The organism is Dactylosporangium sp. NPDC051541 (genome assembly GCF_044454505.1).
In the GTDB taxonomy this organism is placed as follows: Bacteria; Actinomycetota; Actinomycetes; order Mycobacteriales; family Micromonosporaceae; genus Dactylosporangium.
Genome location: NZ_JBITDU010000026.1, coordinates 49,591 through 72,212, shown reverse-complemented (window position 1 = coordinate 72,212; position 22,622 = coordinate 49,591). Strand labels below are relative to the sequence as shown.

Annotated in this window: 18 protein-coding genes; 9 read left to right on the top strand and 9 right to left on the bottom strand. The window is 69.6% G+C overall.

Annotated elements, in window-relative coordinates:
- Positions 1 to 64: 64 nt before the first annotated feature.
- The 3 genes from ACIA8L_RS52995 to ACIA8L_RS52985 all read left to right on the top strand — a co-directional run bounded on the left by ACIA8L_RS52995 (position 65) and on the right by ACIA8L_RS52985 (position 3,426).
- Positions 65 to 883 carry a class I SAM-dependent methyltransferase gene (locus ACIA8L_RS52995; protein ID WP_395917384.1) on the top strand — a complete coding sequence of 273 codons (819 nt, stop codon included), beginning with the start codon at positions 65 to 67 and terminating at the stop codon, positions 881 to 883.
- Positions 884 to 1,058: 175 nt separating this feature from the next.
- Entirely contained in the window at positions 1,059 to 2,108 is a 1,050-nt protein-coding gene (locus ACIA8L_RS52990; protein ID WP_395917383.1) for an endo-1,4-beta-xylanase, read from the top strand.
- Between the two features lie 82 nt (positions 2,109 to 2,190).
- Complete coding sequence (locus ACIA8L_RS52985; protein WP_395917381.1) at positions 2,191 to 3,426, top strand: collagen binding domain-containing protein; 1,236 nt, start codon at positions 2,191 to 2,193, stop codon at positions 3,424 to 3,426.
- Positions 3,427 to 3,697: 271 nt separating this feature from the next.
- Here the strand turns inward: ACIA8L_RS52985 and ACIA8L_RS52980 are convergent, their stop codons facing one another.
- The gene (locus ACIA8L_RS52980) at positions 3,698 to 4,093 is read right to left on the bottom strand and encodes a winged helix-turn-helix transcriptional regulator (RefSeq protein ID WP_395917379.1); all 396 of its coding nucleotides are present in this window, start codon (positions 4,091 to 4,093) and stop codon (positions 3,698 to 3,700) included.
- Positions 4,094 to 4,119: 26 nt separating this feature from the next.
- On the opposite strand from ACIA8L_RS52980, the gene ACIA8L_RS52975 reads away from it, so the two are divergent.
- Positions 4,120 to 4,917, top strand: a complete 798-nt coding sequence (locus tag ACIA8L_RS52975; RefSeq protein WP_395917377.1) for an alpha/beta fold hydrolase — start codon at positions 4,120 to 4,122, stop codon at positions 4,915 to 4,917.
- A 138-nt stretch (positions 4,918 to 5,055) separates the two neighbouring features.
- A complete protein-coding gene (locus ACIA8L_RS52970) occupies positions 5,056 to 6,399 on the top strand; it encodes a condensation domain-containing protein (RefSeq protein ID WP_395917375.1) in 1,344 nt (447 codons plus the stop codon).
- 62 nt (positions 6,400 to 6,461) lie between these two features.
- Here ACIA8L_RS52970 and ACIA8L_RS52965 read toward each other — a convergent pair whose 3' ends face one another.
- Both ACIA8L_RS52965 and ACIA8L_RS52960 read right to left on the bottom strand, forming a co-directional pair.
- On the bottom strand, positions 6,462 to 7,013 hold the full coding sequence (locus ACIA8L_RS52965) for a GNAT family N-acetyltransferase (RefSeq protein WP_395917373.1): 552 nt from the start codon (positions 7,011 to 7,013) through the stop codon (positions 6,462 to 6,464).
- A 2-nt stretch (positions 7,014 to 7,015) separates the two neighbouring features.
- Positions 7,016 to 7,864 (bottom strand): oxygenase MpaB family protein, encoded by an 849-nt coding sequence (locus tag ACIA8L_RS52960; RefSeq protein WP_395917372.1) that lies wholly within the window; start codon positions 7,862 to 7,864, stop codon positions 7,016 to 7,018.
- Between the two features lie 68 nt (positions 7,865 to 7,932).
- Here ACIA8L_RS52960 and ACIA8L_RS52955 point away from each other — a divergent pair, with 68 nt between their 5' ends.
- Positions 7,933 to 8,550 (top strand): Clp protease N-terminal domain-containing protein, encoded by a 618-nt coding sequence (locus ACIA8L_RS52955; protein ID WP_395917370.1) that lies wholly within the window; start codon positions 7,933 to 7,935, stop codon positions 8,548 to 8,550.
- Here ACIA8L_RS52955 and ACIA8L_RS52950 read toward each other — a convergent pair.
- On the bottom strand, positions 8,468 to 9,433 hold the full coding sequence (locus ACIA8L_RS52950) for a helix-turn-helix transcriptional regulator (RefSeq protein WP_395917368.1): 966 nt from the start codon (positions 9,431 to 9,433) through the stop codon (positions 8,468 to 8,470). The genes ACIA8L_RS52955 and ACIA8L_RS52950 overlap by 83 nt on opposite strands.
- Before the next feature lie 57 nt (positions 9,434 to 9,490).
- Here ACIA8L_RS52950 and ACIA8L_RS52945 point away from each other — a divergent pair, with 57 nt between their 5' ends.
- Together ACIA8L_RS52945 and ACIA8L_RS52940 are read left to right on the top strand one after the other, a co-directional pair.
- On the top strand, positions 9,491 to 10,153 hold the full coding sequence (locus tag ACIA8L_RS52945; protein WP_395917366.1) for a VOC family protein: 663 nt from the start codon (positions 9,491 to 9,493) through the stop codon (positions 10,151 to 10,153).
- On the top strand, positions 10,150 to 10,686 hold the full coding sequence (locus tag ACIA8L_RS52940; RefSeq protein WP_395917364.1) for a YdeI family protein: 537 nt from the start codon (positions 10,150 to 10,152) through the stop codon (positions 10,684 to 10,686). The genes ACIA8L_RS52945 and ACIA8L_RS52940 overlap by 4 nt, the downstream gene beginning before the upstream one ends.
- Here the strand turns inward: ACIA8L_RS52940 and ACIA8L_RS52935 are convergent.
- Positions 10,632 to 11,372, bottom strand: a complete 741-nt coding sequence (locus tag ACIA8L_RS52935; protein WP_395917362.1) for a phosphatase PAP2 family protein — start codon at positions 11,370 to 11,372, stop codon at positions 10,632 to 10,634. The two genes, ACIA8L_RS52940 and ACIA8L_RS52935, sit on opposite strands and share 55 nt — an antisense overlap.
- Before the next feature lie 24 nt (positions 11,373 to 11,396).
- Positions 11,397 to 14,648 (bottom strand): family 78 glycoside hydrolase catalytic domain, encoded by a 3,252-nt coding sequence (locus ACIA8L_RS52930; RefSeq protein ID WP_395917361.1) that lies wholly within the window; start codon positions 14,646 to 14,648, stop codon positions 11,397 to 11,399.
- Between the two features lie 322 nt (positions 14,649 to 14,970).
- Here ACIA8L_RS52930 and ACIA8L_RS52925 point away from each other — a divergent pair, with 322 nt between their 5' ends.
- A complete protein-coding gene (locus tag ACIA8L_RS52925; protein ID WP_395917359.1) occupies positions 14,971 to 17,349 on the top strand; it encodes a ricin-type beta-trefoil lectin domain protein in 2,379 nt (792 codons plus the stop codon).
- Positions 17,350 to 17,414: 65 nt separating this feature from the next.
- Here ACIA8L_RS52925 and ACIA8L_RS52920 read toward each other — a convergent pair whose 3' ends face one another.
- From ACIA8L_RS52920 to ACIA8L_RS52910, 3 genes are read right to left on the bottom strand one after another with little or no spacing between them, the layout of a single operon-like run.
- Positions 17,415 to 19,151, bottom strand: coding sequence for a carbohydrate-binding protein (locus tag ACIA8L_RS52920; protein WP_395917357.1), 1,737 nt, complete (start codon positions 19,149 to 19,151; stop codon positions 17,415 to 17,417).
- A gap of 47 nt (positions 19,152 to 19,198) precedes the next feature.
- Positions 19,199 to 21,403, bottom strand: a complete 2,205-nt coding sequence (locus tag ACIA8L_RS52915; RefSeq protein ID WP_395917355.1) for a glycoside hydrolase family 2 TIM barrel-domain containing protein — start codon at positions 21,401 to 21,403, stop codon at positions 19,199 to 19,201.
- A 14-nt stretch (positions 21,404 to 21,417) separates the two neighbouring features.
- Positions 21,418 to 22,467 carry a glycosyl hydrolase 53 family protein gene (locus ACIA8L_RS52910; protein WP_395917353.1) on the bottom strand — a complete coding sequence of 350 codons (1,050 nt, stop codon included), beginning with the start codon at positions 22,465 to 22,467 and terminating at the stop codon, positions 21,418 to 21,420.
- Positions 22,468 to 22,622 lie beyond the last annotated feature (155 nt).

Here is a 22,622-nt window from a genome sequence, read left to right as displayed (position 1 = left end):
TATCCCCGAGCCGGCCCGGGCGAGCTGGACGGAACTGATCCGCCGCGGCGTGGAGGGCACCAGCATGACGGAGTGGACCAACGAGAAGGCCATTCAGCGCTGGGGCACGATGCCCCGAGAGGCGCTCGAGGCGATGGCCGAGGACGGCGACTTCGCGAAACGCCATCTAATCAACCCGGTCCTGCTACGGCTGCTCGGCGAATTCCTGCCCGGCACGGCAACGAGCACAACCGCCGCGGAGGCCAGCACAACCGCGATGACCAGTGCGAACACCACGACTTTGACGGCGCCGACGGCCCGCAGGATTCTTGACGCCGGCTGCGGCAACGGCTACCTCAGCCGCATGCTGGCCTCTCGAGGGGCGGAGGTCGTCGGCGTCGAGCCCGGCCGGTCCTTGTTCGAATTCGCCACGGAACACGAGTCCCGAGCACCGCTCGGCATCCGGTACATCCAGGCCGACCTGTGCGCATTACCCGACCTCGGAACACATTTCGACGCCGTCGTCTGCAGCATGGTGCTCCCAGCCATCCCGGATTGGCAAGGCGCCATGCACGCTTGCGTCCAAGCGCTCAAGCCGGGCGGGCTGTTCGTGTTCACCGTCAATCACCCGTGCTTCGAGGAACTCTGGTCAACCTGGCGCATGCACGGCGAGTACCGCACAAACCGCTACCTGGACGAGTACGAAATCCCCGGCCCGAGCGGAACCGATTTCCACCGCCCACTGTCCGCGTACCTCAACCAGCTCATCGCCCTCGGCTGCCACCTGACCGAAATCGCCGAGCCCTCCCTGCCCGTGGAAGCCGCCGCCACCGGCCCTGAGGCCATCGACGCCTACGTCCACCTGCCGAACTTCCTCATCGTCGCCGCCCGCCGCCCAGCGTGAAGGGCAGGCACCGGTGTAGGCATCACCATGCCTGGCCGGCTCTGAACGTTACATGCGCCACGGGGGCCGGACGGTGCGGATTTCGATGCCGGAGCGGCCCGGGTGTTCGCTCACGTGCGTCGATGCCCTTAACATCGGCCGACGTCGAAGTGTGTCGGCCGGCGGAGGGGAAACCATGGTGAACGGCTCACCCGGCCGCCGGAGCGGGCGCTGGCATCGCGTTCTCGTCATCGGTGCCGTCGGGGTGCTGACCCTGACCGGCGCGATCGCGGTCCCCGGCGTGGCCGCCGCCGCGACGGGCCTCGGTGCGGACGCCGCCGCCCGCGGTCGCTACTTCGGCGCGGCTGTTCAGCCGGCCAAGCTCACCGACGGGGATTACACCCGGATCCTCGATCGGGAGTTCAACTCCATGACCCCGGAGAACGCGCTGGAGTGGGATGCGGTGGAGCCCGCCCGCAACCAGTTCGCCTTCGCCGCCGCCGACCGGGTGGCCGACCACGCCCGGTCCCAGGGCGCCGCCGTCCGCGGTCGCGGTCTGGTGTCGCCGAGCGCCGACCATGTCGCCTGGGTGGCCCAGATCGGCACCGCCGACGATGCCGTCGTGGCGCTGCGCAACCACATCGCGGCGACCATGAGCCACTTCCGCGGCCGAATCGCGACCTGGGACGTGGTCAGCGAGGCGTTCGCCGACAACGGCGCCGTCCGGCCGTCGGTGTTCGCGAACCGCGTCGGGCCCTCATACCTCGAGGTGGCGTTCCGGGCCGCCCGGATGGCCGATCCCGGCGCCCGGCTCTGCTACAACGACTTCGGCATCGAGGACCTCGGCCTGGCCAAGACGCAGGCCGTCTACAACCAGGTCCGTGACTTCAAGGCCCGTGGTGTGCCGATCGATTGCGTCGGAATGGAGAGCCACTTCCTCAGCGCCGCGGCGATTCCCGGCACCTACGTGCGCACCGTCGCGGCCTTCGCGTCGCTCGGCGTGGACGTGGAGGTCACCGAGCTCGACGTCGGCGGTTCGGGATCAACGCAGTCCGATGGGTACCGCCGGGTCGTCAGCGCCTGTATCGCGGTGTCACGCTGCACCGGTATCACAGTCTGGGGTGTACGCGACCCGGACTCCTGGCGCGCCGGCCTGACACCCCTGCTGTTCGACGCGGCCGGCGCCCGTAAACCGGCGTACTACGGGGCGCAGTCCGGCATGAGAATCTGCGCGCGCGCCTGTTGACCCAGCTCCGCATCTTCCCGCGACCGTCGCCGCGCAACGCAACGACCGGCGCCCCGGTCGCCCCGCCTGCCAGGAGGCCCAGATGTTCATCCGGCCCCGCCGCCTCGCCCGCACCCTCGTCCTCGGCCTCGCCGTCGCACTGTCCCTCACCCCGGCCGCCGCGCACGCCGATTCGGTCACGATCGGCAGCGTCGCGGGCACGCTGACCGATGGGACCGTCACGGTGGCCGACGCGGGGGTCGACCTGCTGCTACTGCCCTACGGCGTGGCGATCAAGCAGACCAGCACCGACACCACCGGAGCGTTCCGGTTCGCCGACGTGTCGCCCCAGACCTATGCACTGCGATTCCGGCTGCCCGGCGGCCTCGTGCAGTTCCACCCGTCCGTGGCCGAACCTGGCTCGGCGGCGCCGATCACCGTAGCGGCCGGCGCGGAGACGACGGTCCACGAGTCGGTGATGCCGCACGGCACACTCGGCGGCCGGATCACCACCGACTCGGGCCGGCCCGCTTCCGGCGCCCGGGTCCAGGTGTACCCGATAACCGGCGGCAGCCCGCTCGCCACCGTGCTGACCGGCGCCAACGGTGCATACCAGTTCGGTTACCCACCGTCGGGGCAGGTGCGGGTGGCGGTCGCGGCCGCCGAACGCGGCGCCACCATCCAGTGGGCGTACCGGCAGCGCAGCTACACCCAGGCGAACCCGGTCACCGTCACAGCCGGCCAGCACACCACCGTCAATGAGCGGCTGTTCCCCTCGGGCGCCATCGTCGGACGGTTCACCCGCAACGGGATACCGGTGCCCAATGTGGTCGTCTACGCCTATTCGCAGACCAACACCGCGGAGTCGGTGAGCAACTGGACCGCTGCGGACGGCACGTTCCGGCTGAGCCCGTACCCGGGCAGCTACACCGTCAAGTTCGTCGTACCGTCCGGCACCGGTCTTGACCAGTGGCTCGGCGGGGCCGAATCGCAGAGCGCGACCCGGCCCGTGCGGGTGAACGCCGGCCAGACGGTGTTCGTGGACGAGCGGCAACGGCTAACCGGGCTGGTCCGGGGCCGGCTGACCGACGCCGCGGGCCAGCCGTCGGCGGGCAGCGCCGTGGTCGTCTACGACACCGCACGCGGGCGGCAGTTCGAGGCGACCACGGCCGACGACGGCACCTGGTTCGTGACCACCTGGCCCGGCACGTACGCGGTGCGGTTCGAGACGGAGACGCAGGTGCAGTGGGCGACGGGGAAGCGCTCGTCGGCGAACGCGGACCCGGTCGTGGTGGCCGCCAACGGTACAACGGTGGTGGACGACGCCCTGCTGCCCTAGCTGTGTCCGGTCACGACGTTGTTGACACCCGGCTGCTCGAAGTTGCCGGCCGGGTGTCACGTGGTCAGCGCTGAGACATGGCGTGCTGCTGTTCATCCACCGCACCGGTAGGGCAACCGAGGGTCCTGGCGCTGGGGCTCGTCCTCGAGCGGCGGGTCGCCGCGCTGGGCCCTGGGTGGCGACCCACGCCGGGTGCAGCCGTCCGCCCGTGGCAGGAAGGTTCGTCGCCACGAGCGGCGCTGTGCGGTGCGCAGCCCGGCATTGCTGAGGACTACCGCTGCCGGGCGGTGCGGACGGCGGGCATGTTCGTCTCGGCCCAGGCGCGGACCGCGGCCAGAGGTTCGTCGAGGCTCTGCCCGAGGGGCGTCAGGGCGTACCAGGTCCGCGGCGGCACGGAAGCTTCGACACGGCGGACGACCAGACCGTCGGCGGTCAGATGCTGCAAGGTCTGCGACAACATCTTGTTCGATATGCCCGGCACGACTCGGCGCAGTTCGGCGAAGCCACGTTCGTGCGGGTACACCTCGGCCAGCACTTTCACGAGCATCGACGTCCAGCGGTCGCCGATCCGGTCGAGCAGTTCCCGGGTCGGGCAGGCGGGGTCGAACAGGTCACCGGTTACCCCGCGCTCACCTGGTGCCGGTGAAGTGCCTTCTTGATCTTGCACGGGTGCCGCCCCCAAGGTGATCAGATATGAACAAGCCTACTGACCAGGCCGGAACGATGCTGCTCGCCACGAACGGGACCGAGCTGGCGGTGCGGGTCGACGGCTCCGGGCCGCCGCTGATGCTGCTGCACGGCTGGCCGCACACGGGCAGGATCTGGGCTCGCGTCCGGCCGCCGGGCCGCCGGATCATCGTGCCTGACCTGCGTGGACTGGGCGACAGTGCCGAAGCGGACGACGGATTCGACGCCGCGACCGCCGCGGACGACCTGTTCGGCGTCCTGGACCACCTGGGTGCCGGCCCGGTGGAGCTGGCCGCGATCGACGCGTCCGTGCCGACCGCGGTGCTCATGGCACTCCGGCAGCCGGAACGGATCTCCCGCCTGGTCGTCATGGAGGGCACCCTGCCCGGCCTCCCCGGCGGCTTCCCGGCCCCGCCGTGGTGGTTCGGTTTCCACGCCGTCCCCGATCTGCCGGAAACGCTCATCGCCGGCCGCGAGAACGAATACCTGGGCTGGTTCCTGCGCAGCATCGACGACCCGCGGCTGCGCACATCGCTCATCGACGCCTACCGCGGCCGCGCCCGGCTGGCCGCGGGATTCGGCTTCTACCGGGCGATGGGGCGCACTGCCGAGCTGCTCCAGGCCGCACTGGCCGACACCCGGCTGCGTGTTCCGACGGTCGCTCTGGGTGGCGACGTGGTCGGTCAGCGGCTGTACCACCAGCTCGAACCGATCACCGAAACCCTCAGCGGCGAGCTCCTCGAACGGTGCGGGCACATCGTCCCCTTGGACCGCCCGGACGCCCTGAACCGCCTACTGGCCTGAAACTATATTCGCGCATGGTATTCGCTGACCGGATTCGGCACCTCCACATGCACAGGAAGAACATCGGTCGGCGAACCGATGTGATCAAGTTCGGTCGCGTGCATAGCATCCAGTGTCGCCGATGAGGGGTGGGGCCGGATGACCGACGTGGCCGAGCGGGTGCTGGTGGCGTTCGCCGGGGAAGGGGCCGGCGAGGGCCCGCTTTCGTGGGGGCAGCAGGACATCTGGCGGGCGATGGTCCGCCAGCAGTCATGGATTCCCAACGGCGCCTGGGGCGCCCTGCCCGACGGCACAACGCTCAAGGACGTGCAGGAGCGGCTGTGGTACCTCATGAGCCGCTTCCCCACCGCCCGCACCCGATTGCGTTTCGCGAATGACGGCTCACCCGTGCAGGTCGTGGCGGCCGAGGGCGAGGTCGGCCTCGACGTCTTCGACGCCGGGCCCGACGACGACCCGGCGGAGCTCGCTGAGCGCATCCGCCTGAAGCTGCAGAACGATGCGTTCGATTTTGAGCGGGACTGGCCGATCCGCATGGCCGTCGTGCGCAAGGACGACACGTTCACCCATCTCGTGGTGGTCATGTGCCACCTCGTCACCGACGGGTTCGGCACCGGGGTACTGCTCGAGGAGCTCGACAAACGCCCCGAAACGCCGGTGCCGGACCTGCAACCACGGCAACAGGCCGAATGGCAGGCGGGCGCATCCGGGCAGCGGCAGCACGCGATGACGCTGCGGCACTGGGAGGCGATCCTCCGGGAAATGCCGCTGCGACGGTACCCCCGGTCACGCGCACCGCAGTCACCGCGGCACTGGCGCGGCGAATTCCAGTCGCCCCTGCTCAGCACCGCACTGCGCACGATCGCGGCCCGGACCGGGATCGCGGCCGCGCCGGTGCTCCTGGCCGTGTTCGCGATCGCGCTGGCCCGGGTCACCGGGCTGGACCCGGTCGTGGTGCGGCCGATGGTGAACAACCGGTTCCGGCCGGGCCTGGACCGCGTGGTGTGCATGCTCGCGCAGTACGGCCTGTGCCGACTGGACGTCGCCGGCACGACATTCGCGGAAGCGTTCGAACGGGCCCGCAAGTCGGCGATGAGCACATACAAACATGCCTACTACGACCCGGCCGGCCTGGACGCGCTCATCGACCGGGTGTCCGCCGACCGCCCCGGCCTGCAACTGCCGTGCTACTTCAACGACCGCCGCGACGACGCCGCGATCGCCGGGGCGCCGCTGAAGGACCTGGACGAGGTCGAGCCGGGCACGTTCACTTGGACAACCCGGCAGGACGTACCGTTCGAACCGCTCATCGTGCACATCGACGAACTGCCAGGCGCGACACAGGCGATCATCTTCTGCGACACGCATGTCATCGCCCCCGACGACGCCGAGGCCCTGCTGCGAGGCCTGGAAACAGTCGCGGTCGAGGCCGCCCGCAACCCTGAAAGCATTGCGGTCAATAACTCACAGGTCGTGCCGCGCTGAACGATTCGCCGGTCATGCCGCGGTGGAACTCGCGGGCCACGTTGCGCTGAACAATTCGCCGGTCATGCCGCGGTGGAACTCGCAGGCCACGTTGCGCTGAACAGCTCACAGGTCATGTTGTAGTACCGGTCGGTCTGCCCTTCATGGCGCATGCCGAGCCGGGTGCAAACGGATTGCGACGCGCGATTCTCCGGGTACGTCACCGCGAAAATCGTTTCCAGCCCGCCCGCGAACCCGTGGTCGAGGACGAGCCGCGCGGCCTCGGTGGCGTAGCCGTGTCCCCACGCGTCCGGGTGGAGGTACCAGCCGATCTCCGTCTCCCCGGACGGCTTGAGCGGCAGGTCCGCCCTCGACGCGAGGATGCCGATGAGCAGCAGCGTCCCGAGCGGCGCCCCGTCCTCACGACGCCGGATCGACCACACACCGCGCAGCCCGTCGTCGTAGCCGCGCCAGCGGGCGATCGTCGCGCGGGCGTCATCGAGGTCGGTGAGCATGCGCGGATTGGCCCCGATCCAGCGCTGCACTTCCCACCGCGAGCACATGTCCAACACGAACGGAGCATCGTCATCGCGCCATTCGCGCAGCCACAGCCGCTCGGACGTCAGCTCTCGCACACCTACGATCCTACCGCCGAACCGACTTTCGCCAGCTCATAGCCGTTCGGATAGGTCTTCGTGACGATGCCGTTCGCGAACAGTGGGGTCGGGCGCGGTCGGGCGAAGCGGAGTAGCAGTGCCCTAATGCGCAGCGACAGGTGCACGAACGCTCGGGCGAGCAGCGGGGGCCGGGCCAGGTCGTACGCCGTGCGCAACTGTTCGTCGTACAGCGTCCCGATGAGCGCGTCGGCCATCCCGCGCAGCGGCCCCGGGATGCGCCCGCGCAGCAGGTCGCGGGTCGTGCGCTCGATCCGCGCGGCCTCGGGTGTGTGGTGGAGATTCGCGCGTTCGTACTCGTCGAATGCATTCGCGAACGCGGAGTAGCCTGCGGGCAGGTCGCGCACGCCCATCAGTTGGCCGACGCGACGGTAGAACACGGCCGCCGCCTCCCGTTCGTGCTCGTGCGGCCGTCGCCAGCCGTACCGTTGCAGCCATCGCATCGGCACGACCACCAGCGCCGCGATGACGTAGACGCTGTCCCCGTTGTCGAGCGTGAACCGCCGATGGGCCGCGTTGAGCCGCTGCACCGCCAGCCTCCCGCGCGCGGAATCGGGCCCGTGCAACAGGATTTCGTACATGATGATGCCCGTATCGTCAGCCCGTTTGCGCGGCGCACGCAGGATCGTGCCCGTTTCGCACAACAGTTTCGCAACCCGCGGCAGTGCGAATGAGCGATTGAACGCCAGGTTGAACGCCATGCGCATGTCCCACGGAAACTCCTCGGTCAACGTCAGCCGATGAATCTCAAGGTGGTCCGCGACCGGGTCGAGCGCCTCGATCCGTCGAAGATTGTCAAACCGTCCCCGCATGCCCGGCAGTCTATGGCGCCAGGCCACCTTGACAGCCCCGCGGTAGTCGGACCCGCGACACCCCGCGGTTGACGGGCTCCCGCGACGGTCCCGCGCTTCTCGGACTACCGCGACGGTCCCGCAATTGTCGGCAGGCTGCACTGGTAGGCCCCCGTTGGTCTCACTGTCGCGACAGACGCGCCGCCCAGGTCCTGGAGGAGTCCGCGGTCGCCGCGACCGGCAGCCGCCCGGCGAAGGACGCCCTCGCCGCCGTCGGCATCGATGTCGCCGAGATCCAACGCCGCCCCGACGACACGTTCGGCTCCGGGCGGTTCCAGGTCCCGCGGCCCTACTTCAGTCCGCGGGCCCGCAATGCTCTGGAGCTGGCCCGGCGCGAGGCGGACGCACTCGAACACCACGACATCGACACCGGACACCTGCTGCTCGGCCTGCTGGATCAGAGCGAGTGCGTCGCCGTGCACGTACTCGGCGAACTGCGCATCAACCCGGAACCGCTGCGCCGACCGTGTTGCAGCGCATGGTCCGGCAGGCCTCATAGCTGGCGGCGGCCCAAGAGCGCCCCGGCCGAGGGGATCACGAGGTGCGGCAATCGCGCGGCCGGCCTCACACGTCGCCGGCCGCCGCCTGATACCGGCCGGCCAAAGTGCGCAGGAAAGCGCGCAGTTCGGGTGGTTCGAGGACGGTGAACGGTACGTCGAACTTGCCGAGGTATGTCACCAGGTCGAACAGCGAGTCGTTGCCGGTGACCAGTTCGCACTCGTCGGCGCTGAGGGGTGTGATGCGGCCCGACGTCGGGGTGCTGCGTTCGGCGATGACCGCGGCCGGTGCCGCGAATCGTATTCGTACCTTGTAGCGGTGCGGCGCATCGACCACACGGCGCAGCACGTACGCGGCCGCGTCGCCGCCGGGCGGCTCGCGCGGGATGAACCGCTGCGGCGGGCCGTCGTCGGGCAACAGTGTGATGCGGTCGGCCCGGAATGTGCGCCAGTCGCGCCGGTCGCTGTCCCAGGCGAGCAGGTACCACCGCCGGCCCGTGTACACGAGCGTGTGCGGTTCGACGTCGCGCGCACTCGTGTCGCCGCCGTGCGCGGCATACTCGAAACGCATTCGCGAATGTTCGTGCGCGGCCGCCGCGATACGGGTCAGCGTGTCCAGGTCGACCACCGGCCCGCCGCCGGCCGCGGACACGGTGGCCTGCTTGAGCGCGTCCACCCGGGCCCGCAGCCGCCGCGGCAGCGTCTGCTCGAGTTTCGTCAGCGCGCCGAGTGACGCGTCCTCGATCCCGGCGACGCTGCCCGCCGCGGCCGCCCGCAGTCCCACGGCCACGGCGACCGCCTCGTCGTCGTCGAGCACCAGCGGTGGCAGCGCGGCCCCGGCGCCGAGCCGGTAACCGCCGCCCCGCCCGGTGGTGGCGTCGATCTGGTATCCGAGCTGCCGCAGCCGGTCCACGTCGTTGCGCACGGTCCGCCCGGTCACCCCGAGCCGCTCGGCCAGCTCGGCGCCGCCCCATTCCCGCCGCCGCTGCAGCAGCGCCAGCAGTTTCAGCACCCGAACGGAAGTCTCCAGCATATTAGGAACCTAACGTGCCGCAATGCTGGTTAGCGTGCCGGTATGACATTGCGAGGCATGGCCACCGTCAGCTACTTCACCGCCGACCTGCCCGCCGCGTGCGCCTGGTACACCGAGGTCACCGGCGTGGAACCGTACTTCCGCCGCGACGGCTACGCCGAGTGGCGCATCGGTGACCACCAGGCCGAGCTGGGCCTGATCGCGACTTCGATCTCCGACACTGCAGGCGAAGCATCCGCCCGCGCCGGCCAAGAGGGCGATGAGGAGACAGGCCCGCGCGCCGGCCAGGAGGACCAGAAGGAGACAGGCCCGCGCACCAGCCAAGAGGACGAGAAGGAGACAGGCCCGCGCACCAGCCAAGAGGACGAGAAGGAGACAGGCCCGCGCACCAGCCAAGAGGAAGCGGAGGAGGCAGACCAGCGCGCCGGTCAGGCGAAGGCACGCCCCACCACCGGCGAGCCCGCGGCAACGACAGCAGCAACCGCAATACACACGACGACAGCGACACAAACGGCCACAGCAACAGGCGCGATCCTGTACTGGCACACCGACAACGTGCAAGCCACGCTCACCCGCCTGCTCGCCCTGGGCGCGACCGTGCACGAGCCGTTGCAGCATCGTGGCCGGAACTTCATCACCGCCATCGTGCAGGACCCGTTCGGCAACCTGCTCGGCATCATGCACAACCCGCACTACCTCGAAATGCTGGCCAAGGCATGAACCCGATCACCACCATCGACGAGTTCGACGCCTGGCTGGCCGGTCCAGGCGCCACCACACCGGAGATCTGGCTGCTCGTGGCCCGCAAGGGCCATGAGGGCCTGACCGCGGACGAGGCCGGCGACGTCGCCATCTGCCACGGGTGGATCGACAGCCACCGCAAAAGCCACAGCACAAGCCACTTCCGGCAGCGGTACTCCCACAGGCGCGCCGGCAGCCCCTGGTCCCAGGTCAACGTGGCCAGGGCCGAAGCCCTCGAATCCGCCGGCCGGATGCGCGCAGGCGGCCGGGCCGAAATCGAAGCCGCCAAAGCGGACGGCCGCTGGCAGTCGGCCTACCCGTCCCAGGCCACCGCCGGGATCCCGGCCGACCTGACCGCCGCCCTGGCCACGGATCCGCAGGCCGCGGCCGCCTTCACGGCGCTGACCCGCAGCGCCCGGTACGCCCTGTTCCTACCCATGCTCAAGGCCCGAACCGCTCAGTCGCGCACATCCGCGCTCACCCGCGCGCTGCGTACTCTGCGCACCAGGTAGTCCCACCCAACCGCCGCACCGACCGCCGCGAGCAGCAACAGGCAACTGCCGACAACATCGAGCATGAAATGGTTCCCGGTCGTGAACACCACCGCGATCATGATCAGCGGAAACACCCACGCGAGCAGCGCCGCCCGCGGATGGCGGCCCCGCAGCGCCGTCCACACCGCATACGCGCACCACAGCGACCACCCGGTGTGCATGCTCGGCATGGCCGTGAAGTGCAGTTGTCCATAGTCGACAGCACCGGACGCGGGCCGCCCCCACAGGTCATGCTCAGCCACGATGTCCACGACCCCGGGCACGGCGAACCGCGGCGGCGCCATCGGCACGGCCCAGTACACGGGCAGCACGAGCAGCGCCATGGCCACCATCACCCGCCGGACGTGCACGAACACCTCGCTGTGCCGCACGAACACGAACACCACCACGCCGAGCAGGACGACGTAGTAGAGCCGATACACGCACACCGCGGCCACGATCAGCCACGGATGCCCGGTCAGCCACTCGTTCATCGCCGGTTCGACGTCGATGTGCAGCCACCGCTCCGCCGACTGCAGCGAACGAGCATTCGCGAATGCCGTCGAAGCCGGACGCCCGCCCAGCTGCTGCCCGAACACGAACACCAGGCCGCCGACCACCAGAATGCAAGCCTCAATCAGCGCGTTCAATCGCCCCCGTGTCACCGCGACACGCTAACCGAACCGGACTCATTGGAGATAGCAGACCTTCGCGGTGCCCGGGATCGGGTCGCCGAACACGGCGTTCGTACACGGAGTGCCGCCCGTGACACGGCGGTACACGTAGTGGCCGGACGCACCGAACGCCACCCCTCGCACGCCGGTGAACGCGCACGTCGTCCGGGTCTCGTCCGCGCACGGTGTCCAGGTCGTCGCACCCGGCGGCGGCCCCGAAACATAGCACGCCTTGGCCGTGCCGGAGATCGGGTCGCCGAACACCGCATTCGTGCACGACGCCCCGCCGCTCAGCGTGGCGTAGCGGAACTGGCCGGCGGCGCCGTACGCGACCGTCATCGTCCCCGCGAACGCGCAGGTGTTCGTTTCGGTCGCACACTGTGTCCACGTGTCTGCGGCGGACGGCGGCGCCGCGACGTAACAGGCCTTGGCGACATTCGGCACGGGGTCACCGAACACGCCGTTGCCGCAGGCCGTCCCATTCGTGAATGTCCCGTAGGCGTAACGTCCACCGGCCCCGAACGCCACCGTGGCGGTATTCGCGAATGTGCACGTTCCCGTCTCCGTCGCGCACCGCGGCCACGCGCCCGGGAGCACGGTGACGGCCACCGGGGCGACGGTCCCGGTGAACTGCCACGTGCCGGAGCCCACGGTCGACACCGTGTCCGCGGCGCCGAAGGCGGGAACGTGCACCGTCGCGACAGCCCCGACCGGGACGCTCACGGTGAGCGCCACGGTGGATCCGGACACGGACCAGGAACTGGCGACGGTACCGCGAACGCTGTCGATCGACGCCGCGGCGCGCTGCAGCCCGGGCGGGATCTCGGGGTCGACGACGAACGTGAAGTACCCCGGACCGGTCGGCCGGATGCCCGCGAACTGTGTGTAGAACGAGGCGTTGATCCCGGCGAACATGGCGTGGTCGTGCGTCTCCATGTTCGAGGCGTACGTCCACTGCTCCCACGGCGTCGTCGCGCCCCGCCCGATCTCGTAGCCGAAACCCGGGTACGACGTGGAGTCGAGCACGGTCAGCGCCACGTCGATCCGGCCGATGCGGGCCAGGGCGTCGACGAGGAAGCGGGTGCCGAAGATGCCGGTGTCGAGGTGGCCGCCGTTGCGGTTGAGGATGGTGTCGACGAGCCGCGCCCCGACCGCGGTCACGTTCGCGTCAGGCACCAGGCCGAACGCGAGCGGCAGGACGCTCGTCGTCTGCCGGCCGCTGCCGTAGCTGGCACCGTCGGCGTTGAGGAACCGGGTGTTGAACGCGGCCTTGATGTTCTCGGCGAGCTGGCTGTATCGGGTCGCGTCGGCCGGGCTGCCCAGGGCCGTGGCCGCGTTGGCGACGGTCTGCGCCTGGCGGTACGACAGCGCGGTGTTGACGATGGAGACCTCACTCTGGCAGGCGCCCGCGCTCGGATTGCCCTGGCCGCCGTTCGCGTTCGGGCCGAGGTCCGGCGGGCACCAGTCGCCGAAACCGGTCGTCCAGATGTAGCCGGGAACATTCGCGGCATTCGTGTCGACGAACCGTTTCATGGCCGGGTAGTGCAGGGCCAGAGTGTCGCGGTCGCCGTACTGCTCGTACAGCGCCCAGGCGAGCATGACCTGGTCACCGCCCATGTCGGGCTGCTGTGCGTTCGACGCGTCGCTGGGCAGCGCCGTGCCGGGTGGCATGTCGGCCAGGTAGTTGGCGTAGAAGCCGTTCATCCCGAATTCGCGAATGGACGCGTCGTGATAGGCCTGCACGTCCATGCCCGGCGGGGTGCGCTCGTCGCGGACCGGGTTGTCGGTCGGGATGCTCATCGAGTTGTTCAGGATCGCCCAGCGGTTGTTCTGCCAGACTTGGTTGAGCAGCGCGTCGGACGAGCTGAACGTGCCCGTGGCGCGCACGTCGGCGTGCACGACCCGTGCATCGAGCGCGCTCATCGCCGGCGTTCCCGGGTAGCCGGTCACCTCCACATACCGAAACCCGTGGTAGGTGAACCGCGGCTCGTACGTCTCGGTCGCGCCGGTCCCGGCCAGGGTGTACGCGTCGGTGGAAGCGGCGTTGCGGTTCGTGGCCGGGTCGAGCATCCCGTTGGCCAGCAGCTCCTCGGCTGTGCGCATTCGCACGGTCGTCCCGCCCGGCCCCTGCACGCGCAGCCGCGCCCAGCCGGCGATGTTCTGCCCGAAGTCGTACACCCACACGCCCGGCTGCGGCTGGGTGAGCCGCACGGCCGCCCGCGTCGCCACCACCCGCATGGGCGGCAACGTGGCCGCGGTCAAAGCAGCGGACGGAGCGGCGACGGTACGTGTAGAGGCCCAGCCGGCATCGTTGAAGCTGGACCGGTCCCAGCCGGGCCGCTCGAGCCGGGCGTCGTAGGACTCCCCCGCGTAGATGTCGTTCGCGGTGATCGGCCCGGTCTGCCACCGCCAGGCCGGACTCGTCGTGACCGTCTGGTACGTGCCGTCGGCGAACGCCACATCGAGCAGCATTATCGCCTGCCGAGGCCCGGTCCACCGGAAGCCGTACGGGCTGAACCGCGGCCCGTAGCCGTCGCCGAGCCACAGCCCGACCGCGTTGTCCCCGGCGCGCAGGGCGGCCGTGACATCGTAGGTGCTGTACAGACTCCGCTGGGCGTACGGCGTGTTCGCCGGGGCGAGCACCTGGTCGCCGACCTTGGCCCCGTTGAGCCGCAGCTCGTAGAAGCCGAGCCCGTCGACGTACGCGCGGGCCGACGCGATCGTCTTCGCCGGCAGCGTGAACCCGGTCCGCAGCATCGGCGCGGCGGTCGTCGCGGTGTCCGGGCTGATCCACTGGGCGCCCTTCCAGTCCGCGGACGTGAACAGCACGGTCTCCCAGCGGGCGGCCGCACTCCACGCCGACGGCTGGTCGTTGGCGTCCCACACCTGCACGGCCCAGAAGTAGATGCGCGCCGGTTGCAGCGCCGGCCCGCCGAACGGCACGCCGATCGACTCGCCGCTCGTCACCTTGCCGCTGTCCCACACATCCGCGCCGCCGGGGACCAGACCACTGGCGCTGCCGGCGACGAGCACCCGGTACGCCGTCTGCCGCTCGCCGTTGACCGCCGACGTCAGCCGCCAGCTCAGACTGGGCCGTCCGCCGTCGATCCCGAGCGGGTCGGTCGCATTGTTCACCCGCAGGTCGGCGACGGACACCTCCGCAGCGAGCGGTGCCGCCGATGCGGCCGCGACAGGGGTGGCGATCGCGGCCGGTGGAAGGGCAAGAACAGCGGCCAGGCACAGTACGGCCCGGAGGTGAACGAACATGGCGGTGTCCCTTCACGAACGAACGAGCGAGCGAGCAAACGGACGAGCGAGCGGACGGACGAGCAAGCGGACGGACGAGCAAGCGGACGGACGAGCAAGCGAGCGAACGGACGGACGAACGAGCAAACGAGCAAACGAGCAAACGAAAGCATGAGTGAGCACGGCCATTGAAACCTTTCAACAGCACGAATGGACACACGCTAGCACCGCTCACGTGAACATCGCCAGACCTCGATGGCAAGTTCGGCAAAGTATTGACAGAAGTCGCTGTACAAGCGCACGATGCCAGACGCCTGGGTCCGCCAACCCGAGGAGGGCACCCATGCGTGCCGTTTCACTGACCACCGCCCTGACCGTCGCCGCCGCCACCGTGCTGACGGCCGTGCTGAGCTCCGCCACGCCCGCCTCCGCGGCGACCACGACGATCGCGCTCAACGGCGGCATCACCGGCCGGACGTTCGACGGCGTCGGCGCGATCAGCGGCGGAGGCGGCAACTCCCGCCTGCTCGTCGACTACCCGGAGCCGCAGCGCGGCCAGATCCTCGACTACCTGTTCAAACCGAATTACGGCGCGGCCGTGCAGCTGCTGAAGCTGGAGATCGGCGGCGACGCGAACTCCACCGATGGCGCCGAACCCAGCCACGAGCACGTGCGCGGCGACGTCAACTGCAACGTCGGCTACGAGTTCTGGCTCGGCGAGCAGGCCCTGGCCCGCAACCCGAACCTCCGGATCGTCGCGCTGCCGTGGGCCGCGCCCGGCTGGATCGGCAACGGCAACTTCTGGTCCCAGGACATGATCGACTACGACATCGCGTGGCTGAACTGCGCCAAGGGCCACGGCATCACCGTGCACTACCTCGGCGGCTGGAACGAGCGCGGCCACGACTCCGGCTGGTACAAGAGCCTGCGGACGAGCCTGAACAACGCGGGTTTCGGTGCGGTGCAGATCGTCGGCGACGACAGCGGCTGGGGCATGGCCGACGAGTTCGCCGGGGACCCGGCGCTGAAGAGCGCGGTCGGTGTGCTCGGCAATCACTACGTGTGCGGCTATCTGTCGGCGGCGGACTCATGCAGTACCACCGCGAACGCACGAAGCAGCGGCAAACCGTTGTGGGCCAGTGAGTTCGGGTCGCAGGACGACATGGCCGGGGTCGTGCCCTACATCCGCACGGTCAACCGCGGCTACCTCGACGCGGAGATCTCCGGCTACATGAACTGGCCGCTCATCGCCGCCATCACCCCGAACCTGCCCTACGCCACCGTCGGGCTGATGGACGCCGGCTCGCCGTGGTCGGGCGCGTACCGGATCGGCCGCAACCTGTGGGCGAACGCGCACTACGCGCAGTTCACCGCGCCCGGCTGGAAGTACCTGAACAGCTCGGCCAGCGGCTATCTGGGCGGCAACCGCGCGAACGGCAGCTACGTGTCGCTCAAGTCGACGAACAACACCGACTACACGACGGTGTACGAGACGAGCGGCACGACGTCCACGCAGACCGTCAACGTGACCGTTTCCGGCGATCTGAGCCCCGGCGCCGTGCACGTATGGACAACGGACATGGGCTCGACGAACCCGAACGACTGGTTCGTGCACCAACCGGACATCGTCCCGTCCGGCAGCGGCACGTACAGCCTGACCATGCAGCCGAACCGCATCTACACGCTCAGCACGACCAGCGGCCAGGCCAAGGGCACCGCCGCGAGCCCGGCCGGACACGCGCTCGCACTGCCGTACTCCGACACCTTCGACGGCTACGCGGTGCGCAAACAGCCGCGCTACACCGAAGACATGCAAGGTTCGTTCGAAACGCGCACCTGCGCCGGCGGCCGCACCGGAACGTGCCTGCAGCAGGTGGCCCCGCAGCGCCCGATCAACTGGCAGGACGACAGCGACGCCTACACGCTCATCGGCGACCCGGCCTGGACGAACTACACGGTCAGCCTGGACGTGAACCTGCAACAGGCGGGCACGATCACGCTGCTCGGCCGCGCGAACGTGCAGCAACGTCCGCAGAACCGGCAGGCCGCGTACCAGCTGCGCGTGTCCGAAACGGGCGCCTGGTCGATCGTCAAACACGACACCGGCAACGCGAACACAACGCTCACGTCCGGCACGCGCAGCGCGCTCGGCCTGAACTCATGGCACAACCTGCGACTGGGCTTCTCCGGCGCGCAGATCACGGCGACGATCGACGGCACGGTCGTCGGCACCGCGAACGACTTCTCCTACGGCAGCGGCCAAGCCGGCGTCGGGGTCATCGGCTACCAGACCGACCAGTTCGACAACCTGAACGTGACCGCCAACGCCGGCCCGGTCCTGAGCGTCCTGCGCGGCGCCGAGTCCGGCCGCTGCGCCGACGTCCCCGCCCTGTCCCAGACGAACGGCACCCAACTGGCACTGTGGGACTGCAACGGCGGCGCCAACCAGACATTCCTGCAAACCGCTTCCAACCAGCTCCAGGTGTACGGCAACAAGTGCCTCGACGTCGACGGAGCGTCCACGGCGGACGGAGCGAAGGTGCAGATCTGGGACTGCAACAACGGCGGGAACCAGCAATGGACCGTCAACCCCGACGGCACCGTCGTCGGCGCCGGCTCCGGCAAGTGCCTGGACGCGACCGCGCACGGCACCGCCAACGGCACCCTGCTGGAGATCTGGACCTGCACCGGCGGCGACAACCAACGCTGGTCCCGCAACTGAGTGCCCGTCGAGCAGTGCCGGCGCAGGCGTCCGCGATGCCTGCGCCGGCCACGCTCCGCGGACCCCTACGACACGTCGAGGCAGTCGACGTTCGGCAGGCCGTCCGCGGTGGTCGGGTCGAGCCTGATCGTGTTGCCGCCGGCCTTGAGCGATACGCTCAGCGTCTTGGTGGACCACGTCGTCCAGGCGCCGGTCGGCTCGAACGACACAGTGCCGACCGTGCTGCCGTTGACGACCAGGTTCGCCGGCCGCGTGCTGGCAGTACCATTGGCGAATCGCACTGCCACCGTGGCCGGAGCCGGCGCCGATGCGTCGACCGTGAACTGGGCATAGGCACCGATCGCGGCGGTACCGTCGCAGAAGCCGCTGCCGGAGTAGCCCGCGTGCTTCGTGTCGATCTTGCCCGTGCACACCGCCGGCGCCGTCTCCGCCTCGTAGCGGCCCGACGGCGGCGGTGTCGATGCTCCCGTCTCGAACGCGCCGAGGTCCGGGGCCGCCCCGTTGTACGGCAGGCCCACGTTCGCACCTCGGTCGATCAGCGAGCTGGTCGCGGCGAGGCGCAGGTTGGGCCGGACCGGCAGGCTGCCGTCGGCCGGGCGGGCCGCGTCCCAGCCGGCGGTCGACACGCTCGCGAACTGCGCGTCGTTGAGCGTGACGCCGAGGTCCCAGGAGTTGTTCGCGCTGCTGGTGCCGGACATGTTGGACGTCAGCGTGCCGGTGTAGGCGATGTTGTTGCGCAGGTTCCCCCGTCCGACCGCGGCGCCGCTGGAGTCGACGCCGAGCATGTTGAAGTCGGGGTGGTTGCCGTAGCTCGTGTTGTTGAAGTAGTCGTTCGCCACCGGATGGTGGTTGGCGTAGAAGCCCGCCGCCCGGTTGGTGAACGCCACCGAGAAGCGCACCGTGTGCTTGACCGCCGCGGCGTCGTAGTCGCCGCCGTAGCCGCCGGCCTTGAACCCGTTGCCGTTGCCGGCCGCCGTCGTCGTGCCCGGGACGTAGCCGTTCTTCCAGGCCCAGGAGTTCTCGATGGTCACCGGTGCGTAGGCGTCGATGAGGTCGAACCCGTCGTCGGAGTTGTTCCAGGCCCGGTCGCCCCGGAACACGTTGCTCGGCGAGCCGGCGGTCATGTAGTGCGCGCCGAACCCGTCGCCGCTCTCCCCCGCGCCGTTGGACGACTTCGAGTCGTAGTTGTCGTGCGAGTCGCTGTTGAGCACCAGGTTGCCGGCCCCGGCGTTGATGAACAGCCCGGTGCCCATGGTGTGGTGGATGTCGAGCTGTTCGAAGGTGTTGTTGCTGCCGGAGATCCAGACGGCCCAGGACTCGTGGTTGAGGGTGTTGTTCTGCCGGACCCCGGTGACCTCGAGGCCCTTCAGGTGCAGGTAGTTGCCGGTGACGTCGAAGCCCTTGATCCGGCAGTCGTCGGTCACCCGGGAGAAGTCGAAGACCGGCTTCTCGCCCGGGTAGGCCCAGTAGCGGATGGGGCTGCCGGAGGTGCCGCTCTTGTTCAGGGTGACGGCGTCGACCCGGCCGGTCTGGCTCGGGCAGGTGCTGTTCGCCTTCGTGTACGCGTAGGTGCCGCCGCGGAAGTAGACGATGTCGCCGGCCTGCGCCACCGACTGGGCCTTGGCGATGCTCGCCCAGGGCGCGGCCTGCGTCCCGGCGGCGCCGTCGTTGCCGCCGGGGGCGACGTAGTACGTCTGGCTCGCGGACGCCTCGCCCATCGCGATGGCGACGAGGGTGACGGGGACCGCGGCGACGGCCGCCGTGATGAGCACGGCACGGATCGCCGGTTTACGTCGTTGCATCGGGTTGCTCCAAGCCTTCGGGTGCCGCTATGGATGTGTCGCACGCGTCAATCGCAGCTGCCGGTGCAGGCCACGAACGGTGCGGTGGTCCCGGTCAGGGTGGTCGTTCCCGTCGTCAGGCCGGCGGCCGTCGCGGTCACCGTGACGGTGCCGGGTCCGGTGGCGCGGACCAGGGCGTAGGCGATGCCCTGGTAGGCCTTACGGACGTTGCCGCGGAAGCTCTCGTGCGCGGGGCTGCCGCTGTCGACGGCCACGATCACGCCCGGCCCGCTGACGGTGAACGTGACGGCGGCGGAGGAGCCGGTCACGACCCGTCCGGAGGCGTCGGCGACGGTGGCCTTGACGTAGGAGACGTCGTTGTTGTCGGTCGAGACGGTGGTGTGGTCGGGGGTGAGCAGCATCCGGTTGGCGGTGGTGCCGGTGGCCGGTGGTGTGGTGATGGGTGCGCCCCAGGCCTTCTGCCAGGTGTAGCCGATCGGGCGGACGGTGCCGACGGCGTCGAGGAGGCCGAAGCCGCTTTCGACGCTGGGCCAGAGGCCGTCGGCCTCGCCGAGGTACGCGGCGCCGGTCCAGACGAACAGCCCGGTGATGCTCGGGGTGTTCTTCGCGGTCGTCCAGTTCGAGGTGTCGGTGCCCATCTCGGTGAACAGGCCCGGCCGGGCCGGGGCCATGCCCGCCGCCTGGATGACTTCGGCCGGCCGGTAGTTGCCGCCGAACACGTCGACGATGGTGCGGGTCGCGCCGGTGACGTCGCCGCTGTCACTCGGCCGGAACAGCGCCTGGGTGACCGGGCGGCCGGGGTCCAAGGCGTGCGATATCGCGACCATGCGGGTCAGCAGCGGGGTCCGGGTCGCCAGGGAGTCGCGGATCTCGTTGCCGGTGCTCCACATCGCGACGCTGGGGTGGTTGCGGTCGCGCATGACGATGCTCGTGGCGTCGACCTGGTACCACGGCACGGAGCCGGTCGCGCCGGGCACCGCGGGCGTGCCGGTGGGCGCGGCCGCGGTGCGGTTGAAGGAGGCTGCGTAGTCACCGACGTCGGCGTACTTGTGCGCCGTCCACACGTCGAAGAACTCGTCCAGGACGAGGAACCCCATCCGGTCGGTGAGTTCGAGCAGCGCCGGGCTCGGCGGGTCGTGAGCGGTCCGGATGGCGTTGACGCCGAGGGCCTTGAGCTGGGCCAGGCGTCGCTGCATCGCCCGCTGCGGCACGGCCGTGCCCAGCGCGTGGTAGTCCTGGTGCAGGGCCACGCCCTGGAACTTCACGCTCTTGCCGTTGAGGCTCATCCCGCTCGCCGCGTTGAACGTGAGGCTTCGGATGCCGACGGAGGTGACGTCGTCGTCGACGGCGGTCCCGCTCATGAGGACGCTGGTCGTCAGGGAGTACAACTTCGGGCTTTGCAGGTCCCACAGTCGCGGGTTGCTGACCGGCACGTCGTAGGCGAACGTGGCGGCGGCGCCGGCGGCGATGGTTTTCGTCCCGGTGGTGACCGTCGGCAGTGCGGTGCCGGACGGGTCCCGCAGGGCGCCACGCACGCTGACGTCGGCGGCGATGTTGCCGTTGTTGACCACGGTGGTCTGGGCGTGGACGGTGGCCGCGGCCGTGCTGACCTGGGGTGTGGTGACGTAGGTGGCCCACTGGTCGACGTGGATCGGGTCGGTCGTGAGCAGGCGGACGTCGCGGGTGATGCCGGCGCCGGTGTAGAACCGTTCGGCGGGCTGCTGGCTGGTGTCGGTCTTCACGGCGATGACGTTGTCGGCGCCGCCGGTCTTCGCCGCGGCCGTGATGTCGTAGCGGAAGCTGGTGTAACCGTACGGATGGGTGCCGATCAGGGTGCCGTTCACGTAGACGCTCGCGTTGGCCATGACGCCGTCGAACTCGGCGAAGATCTTGCGGTCGGCGGGCGTCGCGGCGAGGGTGAAGTGCTTGCGGTACCAGCCGATCCCGGACGGCAGGTAGCCGCCACGGCCGGTGCTGGGCGCGCTCTGGGCGAACGGGTCCGCCGGCGGGTTCGGGCCCTCGATGCTCCAGTCGTGCGGGACGTCGACGTGCCGCCAGGCGGTGTCGGCGTAGGCCGGCGCCTGCGCGCCCGACGCGTCACCGTAGTGGAACAGCCAGCCCTGGTCGAACGGCAGGACCGACCGCGTGCCGGCCGCTGCGGCATCGGCCGCCGCGATGGTGAGCACCACAGATGTGGCCAGGACCAGCGCGGTGACCAGGCCACCGATGAGGCGGCGTGAGGGTGAGGTCATGGGTCAGGCCTCGCTCACGTGCCGAGGAAGCCGTCGAGGGCCGCAGTCGGGCGGCGGGTGGACTCGTCCCAGGCGGAGCTGTTGTAGCCGTTGAACGACGGGTAGCCCTCGGGCTCCCAGAAGAACGTGCCCAGGCCGCCGAAGCCTTTGATCCCGGTGACGAACGCCTTCAACGAGTCGCGCACCTGCGTCGGCTTGCCCACCGGTCCGCCGTACTCGACCTGCATGACCGGCTTGCCGTAGCCGGCCTGGATGGTCTTCATGTTCGCCAGGATCCCGGGCACGTTGCCGCCCTGGCCGTAGGAGGACAGCCCGGTGATGTCCCACCGGCCGCCGTTGGCCCGGTAGGCGTCGAGGAAGTTCTGCACGCTCGCGAGGTTCTGCGGCTGGGCCAGGTGGACCAGCACCGGCGTGCCCGGGAAGACCTGCTTGGACATGTCGTACGCGGCGTTGAGCAGCCCGGTCATCTGGGCCGGCTTGCTGATGCTGCCGGTCGGCTTGCAGATGCCCGAGTTCGACTCGTTGCCGATCTTGATCCAGCCCGGGGTCACGCCGTAGTACTTGATGACGTTGCAGGAGTGGTACACGTAGTCGTACATGGCCTGCAGCATCTGCGCGTAGGTCATACCGGACCACGCCTTCGGCGGGTTCTGCACACCGACCGAGTTCCAGGTGTCGCCGAAATGGAAGCCGACGAGCACCTGCAGGCCGGCGTTCTTGGCCCGCTGGGCCAGCTGCGCGGTCTCCTCGATGCCGCAGTGCCCGTTGGCCGGGTCGCTGGACGGGTCGACCCACGTGCGCAGGCTCACCGCGGTGATGCCGTAGTCCTTGAGGATCGACAACAGGTCCCGCTGGACGCCGTTCTTGTCCTTCCATACGTAGCCCCGGGCTTCCATCTGCGGCAGCCAGCTGACGTCCGCGCCCTTGACAAAGGTGGTGGCCGCATCGGCCCGGCCGCCGAGCACCGTGCCGCCCAGGGCGAGCGCGCCGGCTCCAGCCGCGGCGCCCAGCAGGATGGATCGGCGGCGGAGTCCGTCGCCGGGGAGCTGCGCTTCGTGTGACATCGGTACACCTCGCGAAAGAGATCGTTGACGCATCGACGGGCGCCGCTGCGAAGGTGGTCGCGACGCTAGTAACCGTTTCCAGTAGATGTCAAGACGGCCCTGAAAGTTACGCGCTCCACAGGTCGTAACCGTTTACACCGAAGGTATGGAGGTCC

What these genes read in the sequence shown, in the direction of transcription:
- ACIA8L_RS52995 (WP_395917384.1), top strand. Translation starts at nt 65, where the DNA reads ATGACGGAGTGGACCAACGAGAAGGCCATTCAGCGCTGGGGCACGATG.
- ACIA8L_RS52990 (WP_395917383.1), top strand. Translation starts at nt 1,059, where the DNA reads ATGGTGAACGGCTCACCCGGCCGCCGGAGCGGGCGCTGGCATCGCGTT.
- ACIA8L_RS52985 (WP_395917381.1), top strand. Translation starts at nt 2,191, where the DNA reads ATGTTCATCCGGCCCCGCCGCCTCGCCCGCACCCTCGTCCTCGGCCTC.
- ACIA8L_RS52975 (WP_395917377.1), top strand. Translation starts at nt 4,120, where the DNA reads ATGAACAAGCCTACTGACCAGGCCGGAACGATGCTGCTCGCCACGAAC.
- ACIA8L_RS52970 (WP_395917375.1), top strand. Translation starts at nt 5,056, where the DNA reads ATGACCGACGTGGCCGAGCGGGTGCTGGTGGCGTTCGCCGGGGAAGGG.
- ACIA8L_RS52960 (WP_395917372.1), bottom strand. Translation starts at nt 7,864, where the DNA reads ATGCGGGGACGGTTTGACAATCTTCGACGGATCGAGGCGCTCGACCCG.
- ACIA8L_RS52950 (WP_395917368.1), bottom strand. Translation starts at nt 9,433, where the DNA reads ATGCTGGAGACTTCCGTTCGGGTGCTGAAACTGCTGGCGCTGCTGCAG.
- ACIA8L_RS52945 (WP_395917366.1), top strand. Translation starts at nt 9,491, where the DNA reads ATGGCCACCGTCAGCTACTTCACCGCCGACCTGCCCGCCGCGTGCGCC.
- ACIA8L_RS52940 (WP_395917364.1), top strand. Translation starts at nt 10,150, where the DNA reads ATGAACCCGATCACCACCATCGACGAGTTCGACGCCTGGCTGGCCGGT.
- ACIA8L_RS52930 (WP_395917361.1), bottom strand. Translation starts at nt 14,648, where the DNA reads ATGTTCGTTCACCTCCGGGCCGTACTGTGCCTGGCCGCTGTTCTTGCC.
- ACIA8L_RS52925 (WP_395917359.1), top strand. Translation starts at nt 14,971, where the DNA reads ATGCGTGCCGTTTCACTGACCACCGCCCTGACCGTCGCCGCCGCCACC.
- ACIA8L_RS52920 (WP_395917357.1), bottom strand. Translation starts at nt 19,151, where the DNA reads ATGCAACGACGTAAACCGGCGATCCGTGCCGTGCTCATCACGGCGGCC.
- ACIA8L_RS52915 (WP_395917355.1), bottom strand. Translation starts at nt 21,403, where the DNA reads ATGACCTCACCCTCACGCCGCCTCATCGGTGGCCTGGTCACCGCGCTG.
- ACIA8L_RS52910 (WP_395917353.1), bottom strand. Translation starts at nt 22,467, where the DNA reads ATGTCACACGAAGCGCAGCTCCCCGGCGACGGACTCCGCCGCCGATCC.